Annotated in this window: 12 protein-coding genes and 1 pseudogene; 8 read left to right on the top strand and 5 right to left on the bottom strand. The window is 59.0% G+C overall.

Going from position 1 to position 18,183, the window contains the following annotated elements; genetic code table 11:
• Positions 1-3: 3 nt before the first annotated feature.
• From NKJ67_RS04150 to NKJ67_RS04135, 4 genes and pseudogenes are all read right to left on the bottom strand, one after another.
• On the bottom strand, positions 4-795 hold the full coding sequence (locus NKJ67_RS04150; protein WP_352580602.1) for a 3-methyl-2-oxobutanoate hydroxymethyltransferase: 792 nt from the start codon (positions 793-795) through the stop codon (positions 4-6).
• 260 nt (positions 796-1,055) lie between these two features.
• A complete protein-coding gene (locus tag NKJ67_RS04145; protein WP_352441689.1) occupies positions 1,056-2,063 on the bottom strand; it encodes a LacI family DNA-binding transcriptional regulator in 1,008 nt (335 codons plus the stop codon).
• A gap of 105 nt (positions 2,064-2,168) precedes the next feature.
• Positions 2,169-2,413, bottom strand: a pseudogene (locus NKJ67_RS04140) (IS110 family transposase); the annotation flags it as partial.
• A gap of 439 nt (positions 2,414-2,852) precedes the next feature.
• Positions 2,853-3,242 carry an HNH endonuclease gene (locus NKJ67_RS04135; protein ID WP_352580601.1) on the bottom strand — a complete coding sequence of 130 codons (390 nt, stop codon included), beginning with the start codon at positions 3,240-3,242 and terminating at the stop codon, positions 2,853-2,855.
• 510 nt (positions 3,243-3,752) lie between these two features.
• Between NKJ67_RS04135 and NKJ67_RS04130 the strand changes: the two genes are divergently transcribed.
• The 3 genes from NKJ67_RS04130 to NKJ67_RS04120 all read left to right on the top strand — a co-directional run bounded on the left by NKJ67_RS04130 (position 3,753) and on the right by NKJ67_RS04120 (position 8,906).
• On the top strand, positions 3,753-4,040 hold the full coding sequence (locus tag NKJ67_RS04130; protein ID WP_352580600.1) for a hypothetical protein: 288 nt from the start codon (positions 3,753-3,755) through the stop codon (positions 4,038-4,040).
• Positions 4,041-4,122: 82 nt separating this feature from the next.
• A complete protein-coding gene (locus NKJ67_RS04125; protein ID WP_352580599.1) occupies positions 4,123-8,586 on the top strand; it encodes an RHS repeat-associated core domain-containing protein in 4,464 nt (1,487 codons plus the stop codon).
• Entirely contained in the window at positions 8,583-8,906 is a 324-nt protein-coding gene (locus NKJ67_RS04120) for a hypothetical protein (protein WP_352580598.1), read from the top strand. Before NKJ67_RS04125 ends, NKJ67_RS04120 begins: the two co-directional genes overlap by 4 nt.
• Positions 8,907-9,002: 96 nt before the next feature.
• Here NKJ67_RS04120 and NKJ67_RS04115 read toward each other — a convergent pair whose 3' ends face one another.
• On the bottom strand, positions 9,003-9,596 hold the full coding sequence (locus NKJ67_RS04115; protein ID WP_352580597.1) for an RHS repeat-associated core domain-containing protein: 594 nt from the start codon (positions 9,594-9,596) through the stop codon (positions 9,003-9,005).
• Between the two features lie 727 nt (positions 9,597-10,323).
• Here NKJ67_RS04115 and NKJ67_RS04105 point away from each other — a divergent pair.
• The 5 genes from NKJ67_RS04105 to NKJ67_RS04085 all read left to right on the top strand — a co-directional run bounded on the left by NKJ67_RS04105 (position 10,324) and on the right by NKJ67_RS04085 (position 18,121).
• Positions 10,324-13,098, top strand: coding sequence for an FG-GAP-like repeat-containing protein (locus NKJ67_RS04105; RefSeq protein ID WP_352580596.1), 2,775 nt, complete (start codon positions 10,324-10,326; stop codon positions 13,096-13,098).
• A gap of 83 nt (positions 13,099-13,181) precedes the next feature.
• Positions 13,182-16,472: an RHS repeat domain-containing protein gene (locus NKJ67_RS04100; protein WP_352580595.1), complete on the top strand. Its 3,291-nt coding sequence runs from the start codon at positions 13,182-13,184 to the stop codon at positions 16,470-16,472.
• Positions 16,453-16,743, top strand: coding sequence for a hypothetical protein (locus NKJ67_RS04095; protein WP_352580594.1), 291 nt, complete (start codon positions 16,453-16,455; stop codon positions 16,741-16,743). Before NKJ67_RS04100 ends, NKJ67_RS04095 begins: the two co-directional genes overlap by 20 nt.
• Positions 16,744-16,866: 123 nt before the next feature.
• Positions 16,867-17,238, top strand: a complete 372-nt coding sequence (locus NKJ67_RS04090; protein ID WP_352580593.1) for a hypothetical protein — start codon at positions 16,867-16,869, stop codon at positions 17,236-17,238.
• Between the two features lie 535 nt (positions 17,239-17,773).
• Positions 17,774-18,121 (top strand): hypothetical protein, encoded by a 348-nt coding sequence (locus NKJ67_RS04085; RefSeq protein WP_352580592.1) that lies wholly within the window; start codon positions 17,774-17,776, stop codon positions 18,119-18,121.
• The last annotated feature ends 62 nt before the right edge of the window (positions 18,122-18,183 follow it).

The following is an 18,183-nucleotide window of genomic DNA, read 5'->3' as shown; positions in this document are numbered from 1 at the left end:
ATCTCACAGGGATTGGGAAAGGGTGAGGAAGCGGTCATAGGCGGCATCGTCCATGTCGACCTGGTGCTTCGCTTCGGGATAGGCGCCGGCTGTCACGTCGCGGCCGAAGGCGCGGAAGGCGGCGATGCGCTTTTCCTGCAGTTCGGCCTCCAGTGTAACGAAATCGGCATAGCGTTTGGCGTGGCGCGGATAGTGACCGGTGTGGGTGCCGAGCACGTCACTGGAAAACAGGTACTGCGTGTCGCAGGCGCTGCCGCAGCCCATGCCCATGGTGATCAGTGGGGTCGAGCGCGTGATGTGATCGGCAAGCCGCACCGGCACGACCTCGACCTCGATGCAGGCGGCACCGGCATTCTCAAGGTCCTTGGCCGCGCGCAGCACCTTCAAGGCTTCTTCGGCGGTCTTTCCAACGGCGCGAAAATTCGTCCAGGTGGCGCGGTTCGGCACCAGGCCGACATGGCCGGTAACCGGAATGCCCTCCGCCGCCATCGCCTCGATGAAGCGCGGTGAATGCGAGCAATAGACGGCGTCGGCGCCGCGCTTGATCATGTCAAAGCCGAGCCGTACCGCCTCGTCGGGCGAGGCGACCGCGCCATGCGGCATGCCGACCGACAAGAAGGCGAAAGGCGCCGCCTCACGGATCAATTCCAGATTGTGGTCGGGCTCGCTGGAGAGGACTACGATATCGCAGGCGACAGCCGCGGCGGCCTCAGCCGGCGTGTCGACGTGAAGCTGCAGCCATTTGCGGCTGCCCTTGGCGCTCCTCAGATCGTAGGCCGTCAGCCGTCTCGTCACGCTAGTCGTCCTCCCCTTCGCGGAGCGCCATTGCATGTGGAAGAATGCCCCCTCACCCGGATTGCCATCCGATTTGTGGCAATCCGACCTTTCCTCGAGGGGAAAGGGAGATCGTCTGCACTTGCAGCCTCTTCTCCCAACGGGGAAGGCGGAGCAAAGCGGCTGGATGAGGGGGCGAACTTCATATGCGATCGCCGTCCGTTCGCAGGAAGTTAGCACTGTGACGGAGGCGAAGCTCGCTCTACCTTGATCAAATCAGATCAAAGGTTCTCGGCAGTGAAGGTGACGAAGCGGATCGGCGGGTTTTCGACTTGCAGGTCGTGCAGGTTCAATGTCGCCAGCACGAGGTCCATTGCTCGCCTCGCCTGCGCCTCGGGTGCCTGGTCGAGCACGACATCCATCGTACCCTCGCGAAGTGCGACGGCGCTGCGCTCGGTGAGCTCGTGGCCGACGAAGAAGACCTGGCGTCCGAGCGGATGACGGCGCAAGACATCGTTGAGCGCCGAATTGGCGCCGCCGGCATTGTAGAGACCGGCAAGGTCAGGCCAGCGCTTCAAGGCTTCAAGAAGCTGCTCAGCGTTGCGATCTCCATCGTCATGGCCGAACAGCGCCCCGATCGGTTCGAAATGTTCGGTCGCCGTCTCCATCAGGTAGTCGAAGAAGCCGCGCACGCGGTCGCGGTGCACGCGGTAGATCTGGCTGTGGCAGACCGCCACCACCTTGCCTGGCCGCCTTTGCATGCGCGACAACAACAGCCCTGCCATGCGCCCGGCGGCATAATTGTCGATACCGACATAGGCCCCGCTGGTGCCGGAAATCTCGGTGACAATCTGCACGGTTGGGATGTTTTCGGTTTCGAGTTTCCTCAAGGCGGCGCCAACCAGCGGGTGGTCGGGAACTGCGAGGATGAGGCCGGCGCGGCGCATGTCCGGATCAAGGATGCGCCTGGCGATCGCCGCCGGGTCGCCCTCGTCGAGAAAGGTGCGGTGGACGGCGATGGAACGATCGAGCGTCGCGGCGATGCGCTCGAAAGCGCGAGACAGTCGGGCAAAGAAGGTGGCGTCCGGACGCACCAAGATGACCTCGATCCTGATCACCCCGTGATGAGCTTCCGGCAAGCGGCGAGCATAATTGAGCGAGCGCGCGGCGGCGACGACCTTCTCGACAGTGGCGGGCGTAACGCCACCCCTGCCGTTCAGCACGCGCTCAACCGTCGCCGTGCCAACCCTGGCGCGGCGGGCAATGTCAAGAAAGGTGGGCTTTGGAATCCGGTCACCTCCCAGCCACGAAGCCGCAGCCTAGCCAGCCGAGTCCGTTTTTCCAAGACCGATGAATTGCCGACTTGTCGTCGAATGCACCGGTCAGACTGTCGGATCATTCTTTCCGCGCTTCACATAGGGCCTCACGTAGGACGGCGGCATTAGGCGGACTTCAATGGCCGAGTACCGTGACGCGATGTACCGTACGCCTCCATGCCGATCAGGCAGGGCGGCAACTTGGTGGAGCATGGCAGAACTTGCGATCGACGCACTGCCTTGCGAACAACAACGTTTTCAGACGCGTCGACGGCGTGAACTTGAAAAATGCGATGGCTGCGGCACTCGAGTGCGGGGAGCACAAGAGGATGAAGCGGCTGTCCGCAATAATGAGCTACCGGCCGAACGATATTCACGCTTCCGGCTGGTGCCTAGCCTATGCTTTGATCGGACATTCGGTTTCAGCTGGAGACTATTCGCGGCCCGTCTGCGCGGCTTGTACTAGGAACTCGGACTCGATACGCGTTATTGAACAGCAGCCTGATCGGCCGCATTTTCCTCCAACGGCGGGCTTTGGCCGAGCGTCGAGATATTCGATGACTTGAAGTAAATGCGCGTAACGGCCGAAGTACACGACCTGTAACGCGGGAATGATTGTTTCTGGAACTGGGTCGGCCCGACCGGATTTTGACCAATCATAGAGGGGTTCCTCGCTGCCTTTTATGCGACTTTTTAGGCACAAATGGCGAACATAACAAGGGTCAGCGTTGGCATCGACTGAGTCTCATCGGCGTCCCCGGCTCATCCCAAAAATCTGCTTTCACGGTGCCACTGGAGGGCTGTCGGCGATGGAAGCGCTGCCGGACCTCTGGGATCACGGAGGACATTGCCCTGCAGATCGTAATAGTGCTTGCCGTTGTCGAAATCCGCCTTCAACCGACTGCTAACGACAAATCGGTGCTTCTCGTCGATCGTCACGTAACCGAGGTCAAACAGCTTGTGGATGTCGGTGCGCAGTAGCACACCATTAGAAGCCTCATGCATCCCTCCGTCTGCATAGGAGCGGATGTGCGCCGCGTCGAGAATTGGAAGTGTCCTTTCTCCGCTGACGGCGCAGCGCCGCTCATAGGCATCAGTGACGACGACGCGAAATGCGCTGCCCAGGCGCGGCTTCGGAAGACTCTGGGCCATCGGCTCTCCAAGCTGCGCGGGGCAGATCCAATGCCAACCGCAATCGCTCCATTTCCGGGCGACTGTGTTTCACGGGCCGCAAGAATCTAGGCTCTTGTCTGCTTGATTTGCTCAAGACCGAGAGTCAAGACGCCCTGCAGCCTACACAGCGCACTAGAGTAGAGTTCATGATCCGTTCGCCCTCGAGGAGGGTGCTTATGCTGCTCCATGCCTCTGCCTTTTGAGAGAACATTCAGACATTGTTAACCGGAATTTCACAAGTCGCGCAACGACATTTAGTCAAACACGACAAGGCATTGCATTGGTTGTGAGTTACATGCATTCATAGGAGGTGTATAATATTTTGTTCTATCTTATCTTGGCAACAGAATCCACAGATGTCGTCTTCCTCTAGCTGGGATACCTGCACTGGAATACACGCAACGGATAATATAGAATAAAATCTATTGCACTTACTGATAGAGGTCAGCAAGAGAGGCTTGGCTAAAGATGGTAATGGAGCTGGTGAACATGAATATTCTGCGTCGGGTTTTTGCCGTCATCGGCTTTGCTTCGCTTGTATTTTCTGTGGCGCATGCTGAAACGACCCTACCCAAGGTCACGGATCCCAAGCCGGCGACGGTTCAATACGGACGGGGAGCCAACACTGCGATACTGGCGCTACCAAACAAAGCGACCGGCGGCGAAAAGCGGAAGCCTAAGGCGGTGGGGCCTAACGATGGGTCGGCGGCGTCCGGCGTTGCGGGTCAGCGCCTTCCGATGATTCCGAAACCACAATCTTCTCCGACTCAGCAGTAGTAGAGGCCAGGTATCGAATTGGCGCGATTGCCCCGTCCAACCCGGGGCGATTGCTTGGATTTTTATCTAGGGAGGGGTAGTCATGCGTGCGGCATTGGATTTCATTTCAATCGGCTTCAGCAAATGGGCCAAGCGGCTACAGCGAGCCTTAGTTGGTCTTGTCTGCGCCCTCATGGGTCTGACCATCGCGAGTGCCAGCCTTGCTGCCGGATGGGGCGGTATCCAGCCTGGGGGTGCAATTACTGATTTGCAGTTCTACGCGACCCGGGCCGGAGCCTGTTCTTCTCTGCAAGGCGTCTATGTCCCTTATTTCGGCTATAATGTCTCGGATCTGATCGGCCTCGATCCCAATTGGGAGGTGCTTGATCCAAGCGACGGGCTACTGCACCCGTCGACGAAGTGCAATTTCAATAGCGCCCAGGGACCATCGACAATCTATATCGAGTTTGGGTGCGACGGAAGCGACAAGCCGGCCCAAGCGACCTGCGTCCCTTCCGACTATCCCACTACGGCCGAGCCGATCTGCCAGGGTAACGTCGGCACGGCGGGCTCGTGCCCTACCGTCGGCGATCCGGTCTCACTCTCCTCAGGCGCCAAGGTGGAGGTGGTCACAGACTACACCAGCGGCGGGGCCTATCCGATCAAGGTCAAGCGCTACTACCGCAGCATGATGATGCCTAGCACCAGCTCCAACGACGGCATGGGAGGGGTGTGGCAGATGGACATCCTCGGCCGGCATGTCGAGGTGGTCTACCCTCGCTACATGATGATCATCCGCCGTGAGGATGGCGCTCGGACCCGCTTCGGGAATATAATGTATCAATACGATCCGAATGCCTTGGGTGTGTGGAAAGCGTTCACCATCGAAGGTCGGTACGACAACACCAACACCTATTACTATTACGGACAGCAGGACGCGCGCGACGCGCTCGTTGAAACCACCCTAGGGACCTATAAGTACACGGATGAGAACGACCGGACCGATACTCTAGCGCTCGTCAACGGCGCCTACATGGTGACGCAGACGGCCTGGAAGGGCGGCTACTCCCGTTACTACACCTACGATACCAACAATCATCTTGCGAGCTTGACGGACAGTCTGGGTCGCACCGTCACTTTCACCTGGAGCGGCAACGTCGTCACGGAGGTGAACCTTCCCGACGGCGTCAAGCTGCAATACGCCTACCAGCTGCAGTCTGTTGTTGGCGTCTCGGTTCCGGGCACGGAATTGCTGACCCAAGTCACTCGGCGAAAAGCTGACAACACCCTGATCGATTCCACGACCTACGAGTACGATCGCACCACGACGTCAACGCCGTTGCTGACCGCGGCGAAGGACACCAACGGTGCGGTGATCGAATCGACCACCTATGATGTCCGCGGCCGCGCTCTGACGGCCCAACGCGCCGGTGGCGCTGACTACACCACCATTATCTACGACGACGTCAATGACAAACGCACGGTAACCAACGCGCTCGGCCAGGTAAGCATCTATACCATGGTGCGGCCCGACTTGAGCAGCCAGCCTATCCCGACGGTGTTCGAGACCGCCAGCATCGCTCGCCAGACCAGCGCTAACGTGCCGGCCGCGACCCTGACTCAGACCTACGACTATCACGGCTTCCTGTCGCAACGCGTCGACTTCTATGGCAAGATTTACAACTTCACCAACGACAGCGGCGGCAACGAAACCAACCGCGTGGAGGACGCCGGCACCGGCGGTCTAGCGCGCTCGGTAACCACCACTTGGTCGAGCGCTTTCAAGCTGCCCACCCAGATCGTTGCTCCCAACCTGACCGTCGATCTGACCTACGATGCCGCCGGCCGGCTCACTCAGCGCACAGAAACCGACACGACGGTCACCAGGAACCAACCCACCCGGACGTGGACCTACAGCTGGACAACAGCGGGTCTTCTTCAAAGCGTCACCGGCCCGCGCACCGACGTAACGCAGGCCACGAGCTACACTTACGATACGGCGGGCAACCTCGCGACCGTTACGAACCCGCTGAACCAGGTGACGACCATCCTCTCCACCAATTTGCTCGGGTTGCCAACTTCGATCAAGGACCCGAACAACGTCGTCACCAACCTGACCTATGATCCGTTGGGCAGGCTCCTGACCGCCACAGTGCAGGGTCCGACCCCGGCGACGACCACTCTCACTTACGACGTCAATGGTCTTCTGACGTCGCTGACCACGCCGTCCGGCGTGACTTTGGCCTACGGTTACAATGCGGCCCATCAACTGACCTCGATGACCGACCAGGCTGGTAACAAGATGGTCTTCATGCTTGACGCCCTAGGTAACCACCTGCAGACACAGGTGGTCAATGGTTCGTCGCAGGTGCTGATGACCAACAGCGCGACCTTCGACACTCTGGGTCGTCTACTGACCAACATTGGTGCCGCCAACCAGACAACCGCCTACCAGTATGACGCCAACTCCAACCGGACCAGGATCACCGATCCACGCAACGCCGTTACGCAGAACGCGTTCGATGGCCTCAACCGGGTTAAACAGGTCACCGATGCGCTAAACGCGGTGACCCAGATCGCCTATGACGGACAGGACAACATTACCTCGATCACCGACCCTAGGCTCCACCCGACGACCTATACCGTCAATGGATTTGGTTTCGTGACGCAGGTGGTCAGCCCGGACAACGGGACCACGGTTTATACTTACGACCTGGCCGGCAACATCCTGTCGCGAAAGGACGCGCGCAAGATCACTGTGAACTACACCTACGATGCGCTGAACCGTATCAAGACCCGGACCTCAGTCACGACCGCGCTCAACGTCAGCTACACCTATGACGCAACCGCTGGCGGCAATTATGGCGTCGGCCGGCTGACCACGCTGACCGACGCCCCCGGTTCGGCCAGCTTCATCTACGATGCTTACGGCAATGTGGTCAGCGAAAATCGCACAATTTCCTCGGTGCAGTATGCCACCGGTTATGGCTACGACCTCGATAAGAACCTGACCCAGATCACCTATCCCTCCGGGCTGGTCATCAGCTACCAACGCGATGCGCAAGGCCGCATCGTTGGCATCACGAGCAAGCTGAATGCCACGGCTTCCACGGTGACCCTGGCTTTGGGGGGCCAACACCTGCCGTTCGGCTCCCTGGGCGCCCTGACGTTGGGCAACGGCGTGCAGATGACCTACAGCTTCGATCAGGATTACCGGTTGACCCGGATCCAGGCCGGCGCGGCTCAGGATCTCACCGTCGGCTACGACGCGGCCAGCCATGTCACCAGCCTCACGGATGGGGTGACCCCCACCCTGACGCAAACCGTCCAATATGATCTGGGTGGGCGGGTCACGAACGGGGTGGGTAGCTATGGCAACGACAGCTATACCTATGATGCCGCCGGCAACCGGCTGACGCGTTCGCTGGTCAACGGCGGTGCCACCTCTACCACCTACACCTACACGAGCACCAACACCCAGCTCGCCCAGACGGTGACCGGATCGACGACACTCAAATACGCCTACGATGCTAATGGCGCGCTGCTCTCGCGCAAAAACGGCAACACCACACAGGCGGCATACACCTACAACGATGACGGCCGGCTGGCGACGGTGGCGGGTGTCACGCTGAAGTACAACGCCTTCGGCCAGCGCCAGACCTCGACCGTCACCGGCGGAGGCGGCATCTTCATCTTCGGCCAGGACGGCCTGCTGCTCGCCGAATACACCGCGGCCGGCGTGCTTATGAGGAACTATATCTACCTGGACGGCAGACCGTTCGCCATCGAGAACCTGGCCGGCAGCGTCTTTTACATCCTGAACGACCAGGTGTCCCAGCCGCAGAAGATGCTGTACGGGTCACCCGCGGCCGTTACCTGGCAGCGGGTTGCCGGCATCTTCGGCGACACCGTCTCCCAGCCCGTCGGCGTCACCAGCGCCAATCCGCAACGCTTCCCCGGCCAGCAGGAGGATCCAGCCAGCGGTCTCTACTACAACTATTTCCGCGATTACGACCCAGCCACCGGTCGCTACATCGAGCCAGACCCGATCGGACTCAACGGCGGTATCAATCTGTATGCCTATGTAGGGGGAAATCCACTGAGCCGGATCGATCCTCTCGGCCTAGCTGGTATGGCCGTCTACTACAGCGGCTATTCAGTCGACACCGGTGAGGGTTTCAGCTTGCCGCTCGGACATGCCGGCGTCGTCGCCATCGATAACCTTACAGGTGATGCGCAATATTTTGATTTCGGTCGGTACGGTGGTAAATATGGTGACGTGAGAGGTCCAATTCGTGTTGGTACGATGAGTTTTGACAAAGATGGCTTCCTCACTCAGGAGTCGTCAGATGCTATTAGGCAAACGCTATCGCAACAGTTTGGAAAAGGAAATTCTGTAAATTCGATTTACAATCGGGATGCAGACGCTGGAAAAATTATTGACTTTGCTCTGGATCGGCAGAGGAATCTGGACAAGTATCCATACTCTATCAACCCATTTGGAAAGAATAAATTAAATTTTTGCGATACTTTTGCCTGGGAAGCACTGCAAGCGGGCTCAAGATGAAAAAAATTACTTTTTGGATAATTTTAGTTATTCCTAGTGCGATTGCGCTGTTTTTGTTTGTTCGAAGCCTCGATCCGGCGTTAGAAATTGACAACCTAAAAGAACAAATTGGGTTGCAGCGAAGGGAAATGCGCTTCTTGAGTAAGATGGCAAACATGAGCTTCTCCTCTTGCCATTTAAGAGTCGCAGATTTTGAAAAATTCGCCAAAGAAAATGGTCATGAAGTTTCGTGGAGTGGAGATGTCGCGCTAGCTGGCGCATTTAAAGTGCAGAGAAAGGATTCCTGCATTGTGAGCGTTACAGTTCCTGATTGGCTCTGATCCATAGGACACGCCTAGAAGGCCGGCAGGCTGTTGGAAAGGCATAGGAAGAGCAACAAAGAGGTGGTGCCAAAAGCATGGATCTCGCGGCATAGCTCAACGAAGGGGCGGCGGCGCGGTCAAGGCTTTTGTAACGGCCTGCTGACATGAGCTACACTCACGGTAAGCTTCTGCCAACAAAAGGCCACCGGCGATTGTCCCCAGCACGATGTCGTCAGCGACGACAGCATGCCCATTGGGATCGCTTTTGTTGACGGGATCGTTCTGAGCATAGGCATAGCGATTGGTTCCGACACCTCCCTTCGTCGGATCCCAGTCATCCGGCGAGATAAACCGTCCCAGCACGGGGTCCATGTATCTGGCATTGAGATACATCAGCCCGGTCTCGGGATCGAAGCGTTCGCCGATGTAGCCCTTCTGCGTCTGGAAACCGGTGTTGAGACGTTCGCCATAGGTGGCGTAGTTAGTCTGCTCGGCGATGGCGCCCGAGGCATCGGTGACCACGCGCACCGAGGCCAGGTGATCGCGATGCAGGAAGGTCTTTGTCGTGTCCGTCACCTTGATGTCGGGATGCGGATAGCGCGTGTAGATCTCCGCGCCCGGTGTCGCCGGGTTGATCTCGATCGAGGTGTCGGGATAGAGCGTTGTCGCGAAGCTCGAGGACTTCTTGGCCCGCTCCGTCGGGTCCATAGGTGAGGTTGACGGTGTTGGAGGCAAGCGTGACCGTCGTCAGCCGATTGGCCTCGTCCCAGATCAGCGTACGGCCTCCGTCGGAGGTCAGATTGCCATTTGCATCATAGGCCATCGCATTGGCGCCGACCGAAATTGGCGCATGCGGACGCGCGGAGCTCGCCGGGGGAACGCCACAGCTTCCGCGGTGACCCTGGCTTTGGGTGGCCAATACCTGCCGTTCGGCTCAATGGGCGCTTTGACCCTGGGCAATGGCGTGCAGATGACCTACAGCTTCGACCCGGATTACCGGTTGACCCGGATCCAGGCCGGCGCCGCTCAGGATCTCACCGTACGATGTGTTCGCGGATGGCATACTCTTCCACCTGATTTTCGAAAAAGCTCGTCGCGAGGAGCGTGAAGCAGAGGAGCGCCGATCCGATTATGGGTTTGTGCCCGATGCGATCGATCTTGGTGCGGATCGGACCTGCCCGCAGCCGAGCGGCCGCAACCGAAAGTGGACGCCGGAGGCACGGCTTGCATGCGATGACGCGAGACGATTCAGCGAGGTAGCTCTGAATCCAGCACGGCAAGTGGTTTGAGCCAGGGGACCTCACGCGGCTCCTCGACAAGGTACCTTCTCCTCGTCTGCTCAAAATAACTCTGTGGATAAGGGCTGCATGACAGGTGGGCGTTGTATCCACAAAATGAAAGGTGAGTATCGATAAGCAACTTGGCTCGGGGGATCATGAAACGGTTGCTTGTTGGCGCGGCAGTGCTTGCTGTAAGTATCGTTGGCGCAGATTTTTCTGCCGCCTCTTATATTAGCGGGAGTGTAGGAATAATCGCGTTCGCGCAGGAGGCGCAAGGCTCCTCCGTGGATACAGGAACTTCTGCCGGCGGTTTCGGCAATGGCGGGGCGGCGCTGGGATCAGGCGGGCAGGCTGCAGGCGGCACATCAACGTCAGGCAACCAGCCGCCTGGAGCGGGTGCGGCAGGAGATGCGGCGGCAGGTGCGGCAGCGACACAAAGCCCGGACGCCGCAGCCAAGGTTGGTGTCAAACCGGCCGATGCCAAGTCGACTGACACCAAGACCACCAGCGCAAAGACGACGGATGCCAAGGACGGCACAGAGCCTGAGGCACAAGCTGCTGCCACGGCAACTGCCACGACGACCGAGAGCGGCGATCCCGAGGCGATCGGCACGCCAAAGGTGGATCTGCCGAAGGCGGGCGGCAACGGCAATCTTGGCTATGCTATCGGCATCGATGCGCCTGCGTTCCATGGCATCGAGCCGCAGATCGCGCTGAACTACAACTCTTCGCGCAAGACCAAGATCGGCGGTCTCTACCAGGGCTGGCTCGGCTATGCTTGGGGGCTCGATGGTTTTGATGTCGTCGAGCGGGCAAGCCCCGGCTATGGCATGCCGGCTTACGATGCGACCGACATCTATCTGCTCGACGGCCAGGCGATGGTCACTTGCGTTGCCGGCATGGTGTCGCCCTCCTGCTCGACCGGAGGCACGCATGCGACGGAGAATGAATCCTATCGCCGCATTGCGCTTAACAGCACCACCAATGAATGGAAGCTGACCGATCGCGACGCCACCGTCTCGACATTTCGCTCGGTGGCGGCGGTTGCGAACCTGACACCGACCGCCGGCACGCCGGCGTATTATCTAGCCCAAAACTACCGCTGGCTGCTGACCTCGGTTACCGACACCAACGGCAACACAGTTACCTACAGCTATACCTGTCCGGCGAGCCCGGTCTGCTACCCCGACAGCGTCAGCTACAACGGCACTGTGGTAAAATTCTATCTGGAAACCCGTCCGGACATGATCCTAATGGGCAATGGCCGCGACATCTCGGAGACCAGCCAGCGCATCAAGGCGATCTCGGTCACGGTCAGCGGAGCGCTGCGCAGCGGCTACAGACTGACCTATGACCAGGCGCCGTTCTCCAACACCTCGCGCCTCACCGCCGTTACCCGCTACGGCACCGATGCGACGGTCGCCACTGACGGCACCATCACCGGCGGCACCGCCAAAATCCTCGGCCAGATGACCTATCAGAACACCGATGGGGTCTATGGGACTGTAAGCGTTTCGTTCCCTTCCGGCAGCGGCGCGTTTTCATCGCGATCGGTGGGAGATCTGGATTTTGACGGGCGCGACGAAATCTACGGGGAATCCTCGGCCACGACCACTCAACACAGTGGCGGAAGCAGCGGCGACACAACCACTACAGAAACAACCACTGAAAGGGTTTACAAGTTCGCCTCCAATGGAGGGGTGGCAGGCACTACGTCAGCGACAGTGGAGTCGCACATTGTAGTCCTTCCTGACGATCACCGAACCGTCGTGGACACGGGTCGCTTCCTTGCAAATAAGAACACCACGGATTTTGCCGTCCAGACTACGCATTCAGAGCCATTCGGCCAAAACGGTGGCACCAGGACTGTCACCAATGGCTCGATAATTACGAGCGATCCGCAATTGGCGCTGACTAAGGAGCGTTGCACTTCGACCGGACCGGCGGGCTACGGAGCGGTTTGCAGCAATCTCACCGGCAGACACATCGTTGCCGACGTGGACGGGACCGGAGTCGATACCGTGTCCCCCAACAACTCCACCTACCAGGTGAAGGGCGTTGGCGATTTCCTAGGCAACGGCAAACAGCTGCCGCTTTTTTGGGGGCCTAGCGGCACATCGACGAAGGGTGTGCTCTCGAATGGCAAGTGGCAACCGGGTGCGAATTCGTTTCCTATCTCATGCTCCAATGGAGCCTATTCCGGGTCGGTTGGCAGCTGCGCTTTGGCCGATGTCAATGGCGATGGCGCAACGGACATAATTGTCTATAACGGCACGAACGGAAACACCCAGGTCTGGCTCTCAACTGGAACCGGCTTCAAGAACTACACGGTTTCGTCGATTCCAGGCACGACCGCAGTGCTGCGCGATTTCGACAATGATGGGCGAACAGATGTCGTCACGGTTGGCGGCACAGTAACGAGCCAACTGGACAGAACCGGCACACTGAGGATTTTTTCGCTACGTCCGTCATCGACAGCGATGGCGCCGGTGCAGTTCACGCTGCCTTCAGCGACAACGGCGGGCACTGTGATCGGCGACTTCAACGGCGACGGCCTTCCGGATTTCACAAACTACGCGAGCATGTTCATCTCGAACGCCGGCGCCGGCAACCCGAACCTGCTTCGCCAGATCACCACGGAGCTCGGCGGGACGGTTGCGGTGGAGTACGCGCCATCGTCAACCTGGGTGAACAACTACCTGCCGCAGCTGGTGCATGCGGTGTCGAAGCTTTCAGTTGGTGACGGTCGCGGCCAGACGGCGGTGAGTTCTTACACCTATGCCGGCGGCAAATACGATCCTGCAGCCCGCAGTTCCTGGGCTTCGCCTCGATCGTCGAGACCAGACCGCTGGCCAATGGCGAGACGGCGGCGTCGAAGATCGAGACGACCTATCGCCAGGATCTGGCAAGCTACGGGCTGCCGTCACTGACGGTATGGAAGGATGGCGCCGGCACCGTCCACAAGCAGGTCGCCGAGACCTATGCGGTCAACACGGCAACCAAACCCTACACCGTGCAGAACACGGCGACCGACACAACGCTGACCGAGAACATTTCTCGCGCGCTCAGGGTCGAGCGGGTGTTCGACGCCTACAACAACGTCACCAGCCTCAAGGACTATGGCCGCACCGATATCGGCGGCGACGAAACGTTTACCGAACGCTTCTTCTCGCCCAACACCAGCGCCTACATCGTCTCGGCCAACATCGCCGAGCGCACCCATGCCGGGCTCACCGGCACCGATCCCTATGTCAGCTATTTGCACAACTACTATGACGGCAGCACGGACGTCTGGGCGGTGCCGACAAGGGGCAATCTGACCCGGGTGCTGAACTTCAGCGATGCCGCCTTGACCAAGACGGTCAGCCAGTATTTTGCCTACGACACTTATGGCAACAAGGTGTCCGCCACCAATGGTCTCGGCCACAAGACCGAGTGGGATTATGACGCCACCTATCACCTCTATCCGGTAAGCCAGCGCGCACCGCGCTATTTTGCGACTGGCGGGCAGCCGGCCGACACCCGCTTTGTCTCGACCGCCGCCTACAATGCCGTGTGCGGCCTGCCGGCGACCAGGACGGACTTCAATGGTCTTGTGAAGACCTTCACCTATGACGCCTTCTGCCGGCCCTCCCAGGTGTCCCAGAGTGTGACGGGCGCCTATGTCAGGACGGTTTTTTCCGCCGAAGGGGATCCGAACAATCAGCGGCTGATCAAATACACGCCGCTGCCCAATGGGGCGGGTGAGGATTTTTCCGTCTCGCGCTATGACGGGCTCGGCCGGGTCTATCGGGTGGAAACCCCGGGAGACACCGCGGCTGGTGCAAGACGCATTGCCGAGACCGACTACGATCTGCGTGGCAATGCGCTGCGCACCGCCTTCCCGCGCTTCGTCGGCGAGACGGCGCAGTGGACCACCAACAGTTACGACTGGGCCGACCGGCTGGTGAAGACGGTCAATCCGGATGCAAGCCAGCGCAGCTACCTGCACGATATAGCCACCACCGATGTCGCCAACCCTCGGCTCTATGCGGTAACGATGACGGATGAGCTTGGCCATCAGACCAAGACCACCTCATCGACCCGGGGCGATGTCACGAGCGTCATTCGCGACAATGGCGGCCTCGGCCTTCTCGAAAGGCGTAGCTACGACCTTCTCGGCCGCTTGATCGGGGTCAGCGATCCCGGCGGTTCGACCTGGACCTACAGCTACGACATGCTCGGCAACCGGCTGTCGGCATCCGATCCCGATCTCGGCAGTTGGTCCTATGCCTACGATGCCGCCAATCGCCTGACCAGCCAGACCGATGCCAGGGGTGCGGTGACCACGCTCAGCTACGACCAGATGGACCGGCTGACGCTGAAGACGGCTACGGCGTCCGGCGGCAGTGCGGTGACGCTGACCCAGAATACTTACGACCAAGCGGCGGCTGGCTATTACAACATCGGCCAGCTCACTCGCTCGGAAAACGCGGCTGCCGTCCAGCTCTACAACTATGACGGTCTCGGCAAGGTTGCTCGCCAGGATGCCACGATCGCGGGGATCACCAACTATACGTTCAACGTCCACGACGGCTCCGGCCAGAACGTATACGTCCAGTACTTCCCTGTTCAGCTCGACTTCGGTTCGAACGCCAACCGCCTGCAGTACACCGCCGGCAACAAGCTCGTCTCAGCTCCCGGCTTCATCACCTCGACGATTTACGAGGCCGATGGCCAGACCAAGGAGATCACCTACGCCAATGGGGTCAAAACTTCGTTCACCTACTCGCCGACGCGGCGCTGGGTGACGCGTGTCACCACGGCACGAGGCGCCGCCATCCTGCTCGACGACCAGTATGCGCGTGACAGCGTCGGCCGCATCACCGGCACCACGGGGCTGACGGCCTCGGACAGCTGGACCTATGGCTATGACAATGCCGACCGGCTGACGGCGAGCACCAATCTGGGCAACACCAGCTTGAGCGAAAGCTTTGTCTATGCCGTCAACGACAACATGACCTCACGCACGCGTGTGGCCGGCACCTACACTTACCCGGCAGCGACAGCACCACGTCCGCACGCACCAACAAGTGTCGGCGCCAATGCCATGGCCTATGATGCCAATGGCAACCTAACCTCGGACGGCAGCCGGACGCTGGTCTGGGACGAGGCCAATCGGCTGAAGACGGTCACGCTGGCATCCAACACCGTCAATCTTGCCTATGGTCCAGACGGAGCGCGGGCGAAAAAATCCTCGAGTTTTGCCACGACGCTCTATCCCGATGCCTCGGTCGAGATCGATCCGGCGACGCCGGGTGCGGAAATCTACACGCGCTATCCCCATCCTGACATCAAGGTAACGGGCACGACAAAAGCCTTCCTGCACCGCGATCACCTGGCCTCGGTGCGCATGGTCACCGATGCCTTGGGCGCCATCGCCGAGGCCACCAACTACGCCACCTATGGCGAACGCCTCAACACAGGCTTCCAGACGCAAAAGGGCTATATCGGCGAGCGCTTCGATCCCGAGACCGGACTGCTGTATCTCAATGCACGGTACATGGATCCGGTGCTGGGGCGGTTTATTTCGCCGGATGACTGGGATCCGACGTTGCCGGGGGTTGGAACCAATCGGTACGCATATGCCCAGAATGATCCGGTGAATAAGAGTGATCCGAATGGGCACCTTGTGGGCGTGGACGACGGGATAGCAGCAACAATTGTTGGCGGCCTGATGTTGGCCGAAGCATTTCGTGAGTGCAGTTCATGTCATCAGGCTTTAGCAAAGGCCCTATCTTCGCCTCCTTCCCTAGGTCTCAGAAATTTGGCCAAGATGACTGTATTTGGGCTGCCAATGGCAATGCTGGCTGCCCCGACTGCTCCACCATCGAAAGGCGTTGAAAATAGAAAATTTGGCGATCTAGAAACTATTGATGCGCCTGCCCACAACAAACCGAGGCCGAATATAGAAAAACTAACAGACAAAGAGCTGAAAGATTCTATTTTAAACCCGGCAGACGGCCAGAGTGTCAAAGTAAAAGGAAATACGGTCCTCGATGGCAACGGAAGGCTCAAAGAAGCAGCAAAGCGAGGGCTCTTTAGCCCGGAGGACACGATCCCCGTCGATGACCTGGGACAAAAAGACGATATCGCCTCTTGGGAAAAAGATTTAGACAGAGCTGAAAAGGCTAACGCGGCGACAGCTGAACAAGATAGCGAAAATGATACCGGTAGTGATAACGGCAGTAACGCAGGTGACAGCGACGGAAACGCAAACGGAGGATCGGGGACAGATAATAGCCATGGAAACGGAACACATTAACACCCCAAAATATTACGCTGAGATGTTGTACATCCTTGGCGTTGCACTAGTTGAAATTAGGGCAAGTGATAAAGTGGAGGACGCACATATTATTGCCGATATTTTCCACAACGTCCCTGCCAAGATTTCTGTGGGCGCGACCCCGGAAGACATAGAATTAGAAATAATGTCAAAGGCAAAACGTCATGGATACGAGAATTACGCAAATAAGATGCTGTCCCACGCAAAACACCGGACAAAAAATCTGAAACAGTCGACAGAATTACAGTGACAGTGCACTTTTTGCCATGGCCGCCCGCCCTCATTAATTCTAGACTGACCGCATGGCTCGCCTTGCCAGCACTGTCGTTCTCTGCCGCACCGCGGAACCCAGCGCCGCAACGAGCGCGCCAAAGTGTTTTTCACGCCGCAAGACTATGCGCTCTACAAGGGCCTGCTGGTCGAGGATTGCAGCGCCGCCGATGTTGGCGGCTGGACCCTGATGCCGAACCCCCTGACCCTGGCGCCGGCCGTCCCGGATAGTTTGTGGCGCGCGCTCGCCAAGGTGCATCGCACCTATGCGGGGGACCATTCACGCGCGGCAAAAGAAAACCGGGCATTTCCGGCAAGGTCGCTTCGGCGCCGTCGCGATGGAGGATCATCTCCTGGCGGCGGTACGCTATGTAGGGCTGAATCCCGCACGTGCCGGACTGGCAAGGCAGGCGGCGGATTGGCCCTGGTCAAGCGCTCAGGCGCATCCGACGTGGGAGCCCGACGGCATTACTGACTAGGGACAATGAAGGACAGGCTGCCGTCGTCGGCCGGGCTGTTCAATTTGCTCGATGGATGCCGCGGCTTTCGACGCACTGCGCAAGGCCGAGAGCATCGGCTGGCCGGTGGGCAACGAGGCATTTCTGGGTAGGATTTTCGGGCAAACCGGAAAAGCCGTGAAACCGCGGAAGCGGGGCAGGCGGCCGAAGCGAAATAGTGCACTGTGACCGCAATTTCCCATAATCCCTGAGCTGCCGACGAGTAGGTGCGCGGCTGTCCGTGCTTCGCGTGGATACAAAGTGCTATACGCAATGCAGAGGGTGGCGGTCTAGAATGATGTGGAATTCGGCGGGTCTGCTGCCCACCGACAGCTTGCGGACGAGGTGGAGAATTTGATACGGAACATGATGCTGGGCTTCGCGGCGCTTGCCCTGGCTGCGTGCCAATCTGGTCCCGAAGCGCCGCAATCAGCCGCTCTCGGACCTGCGTCAGGTCCTGTTGCTGTTCCTCCTCAACCTGTCTTGGATGCCGTTCCTCCTGGCTCCGCAATCATGGATCAGTCCCTGACGATCACTCCGCCTGCGAAGGGCGTTCCGGCAAAATACGCCGCATTTTCGGGCATGTGGGTCGGACGATTGGAGGGGACGGATGAAGCCAAAGTCGCTGTGCAGACGATTTCTCAAAACGGCAAAGTGACGGTCACCTTTGCGTGGGGAATGCTGGGCGACAACAATCCGGGAGAGGCCGCCGGAGCAGGAAAAATTGCAGGGACTACGTTGAAGCTTGGGCGCTTCCCGAATGGTGCTGACGTCAGTTTTACGATGCTGCCCGACGGAACCCTGGCCGGAACCGTTGCGCTTGCCGGCCAGACCTACACAGGCGTATTCATCAGGCAATGAGCAAAAGCATCCAACTGGTCACATCGTAGCCAGCCGAGTATCCCACTCGTCTTAGGCGAGTT

This window comes from Mesorhizobium sp. M0088 (assembly GCF_040322895.1).
Lineage (GTDB): Bacteria > Pseudomonadota > Alphaproteobacteria > Rhizobiales > Rhizobiaceae > Mesorhizobium.
The sequence above is the reverse complement of the archived record's forward strand: the minus strand, read 5'-3'. Positions and strand labels throughout refer to the sequence as shown.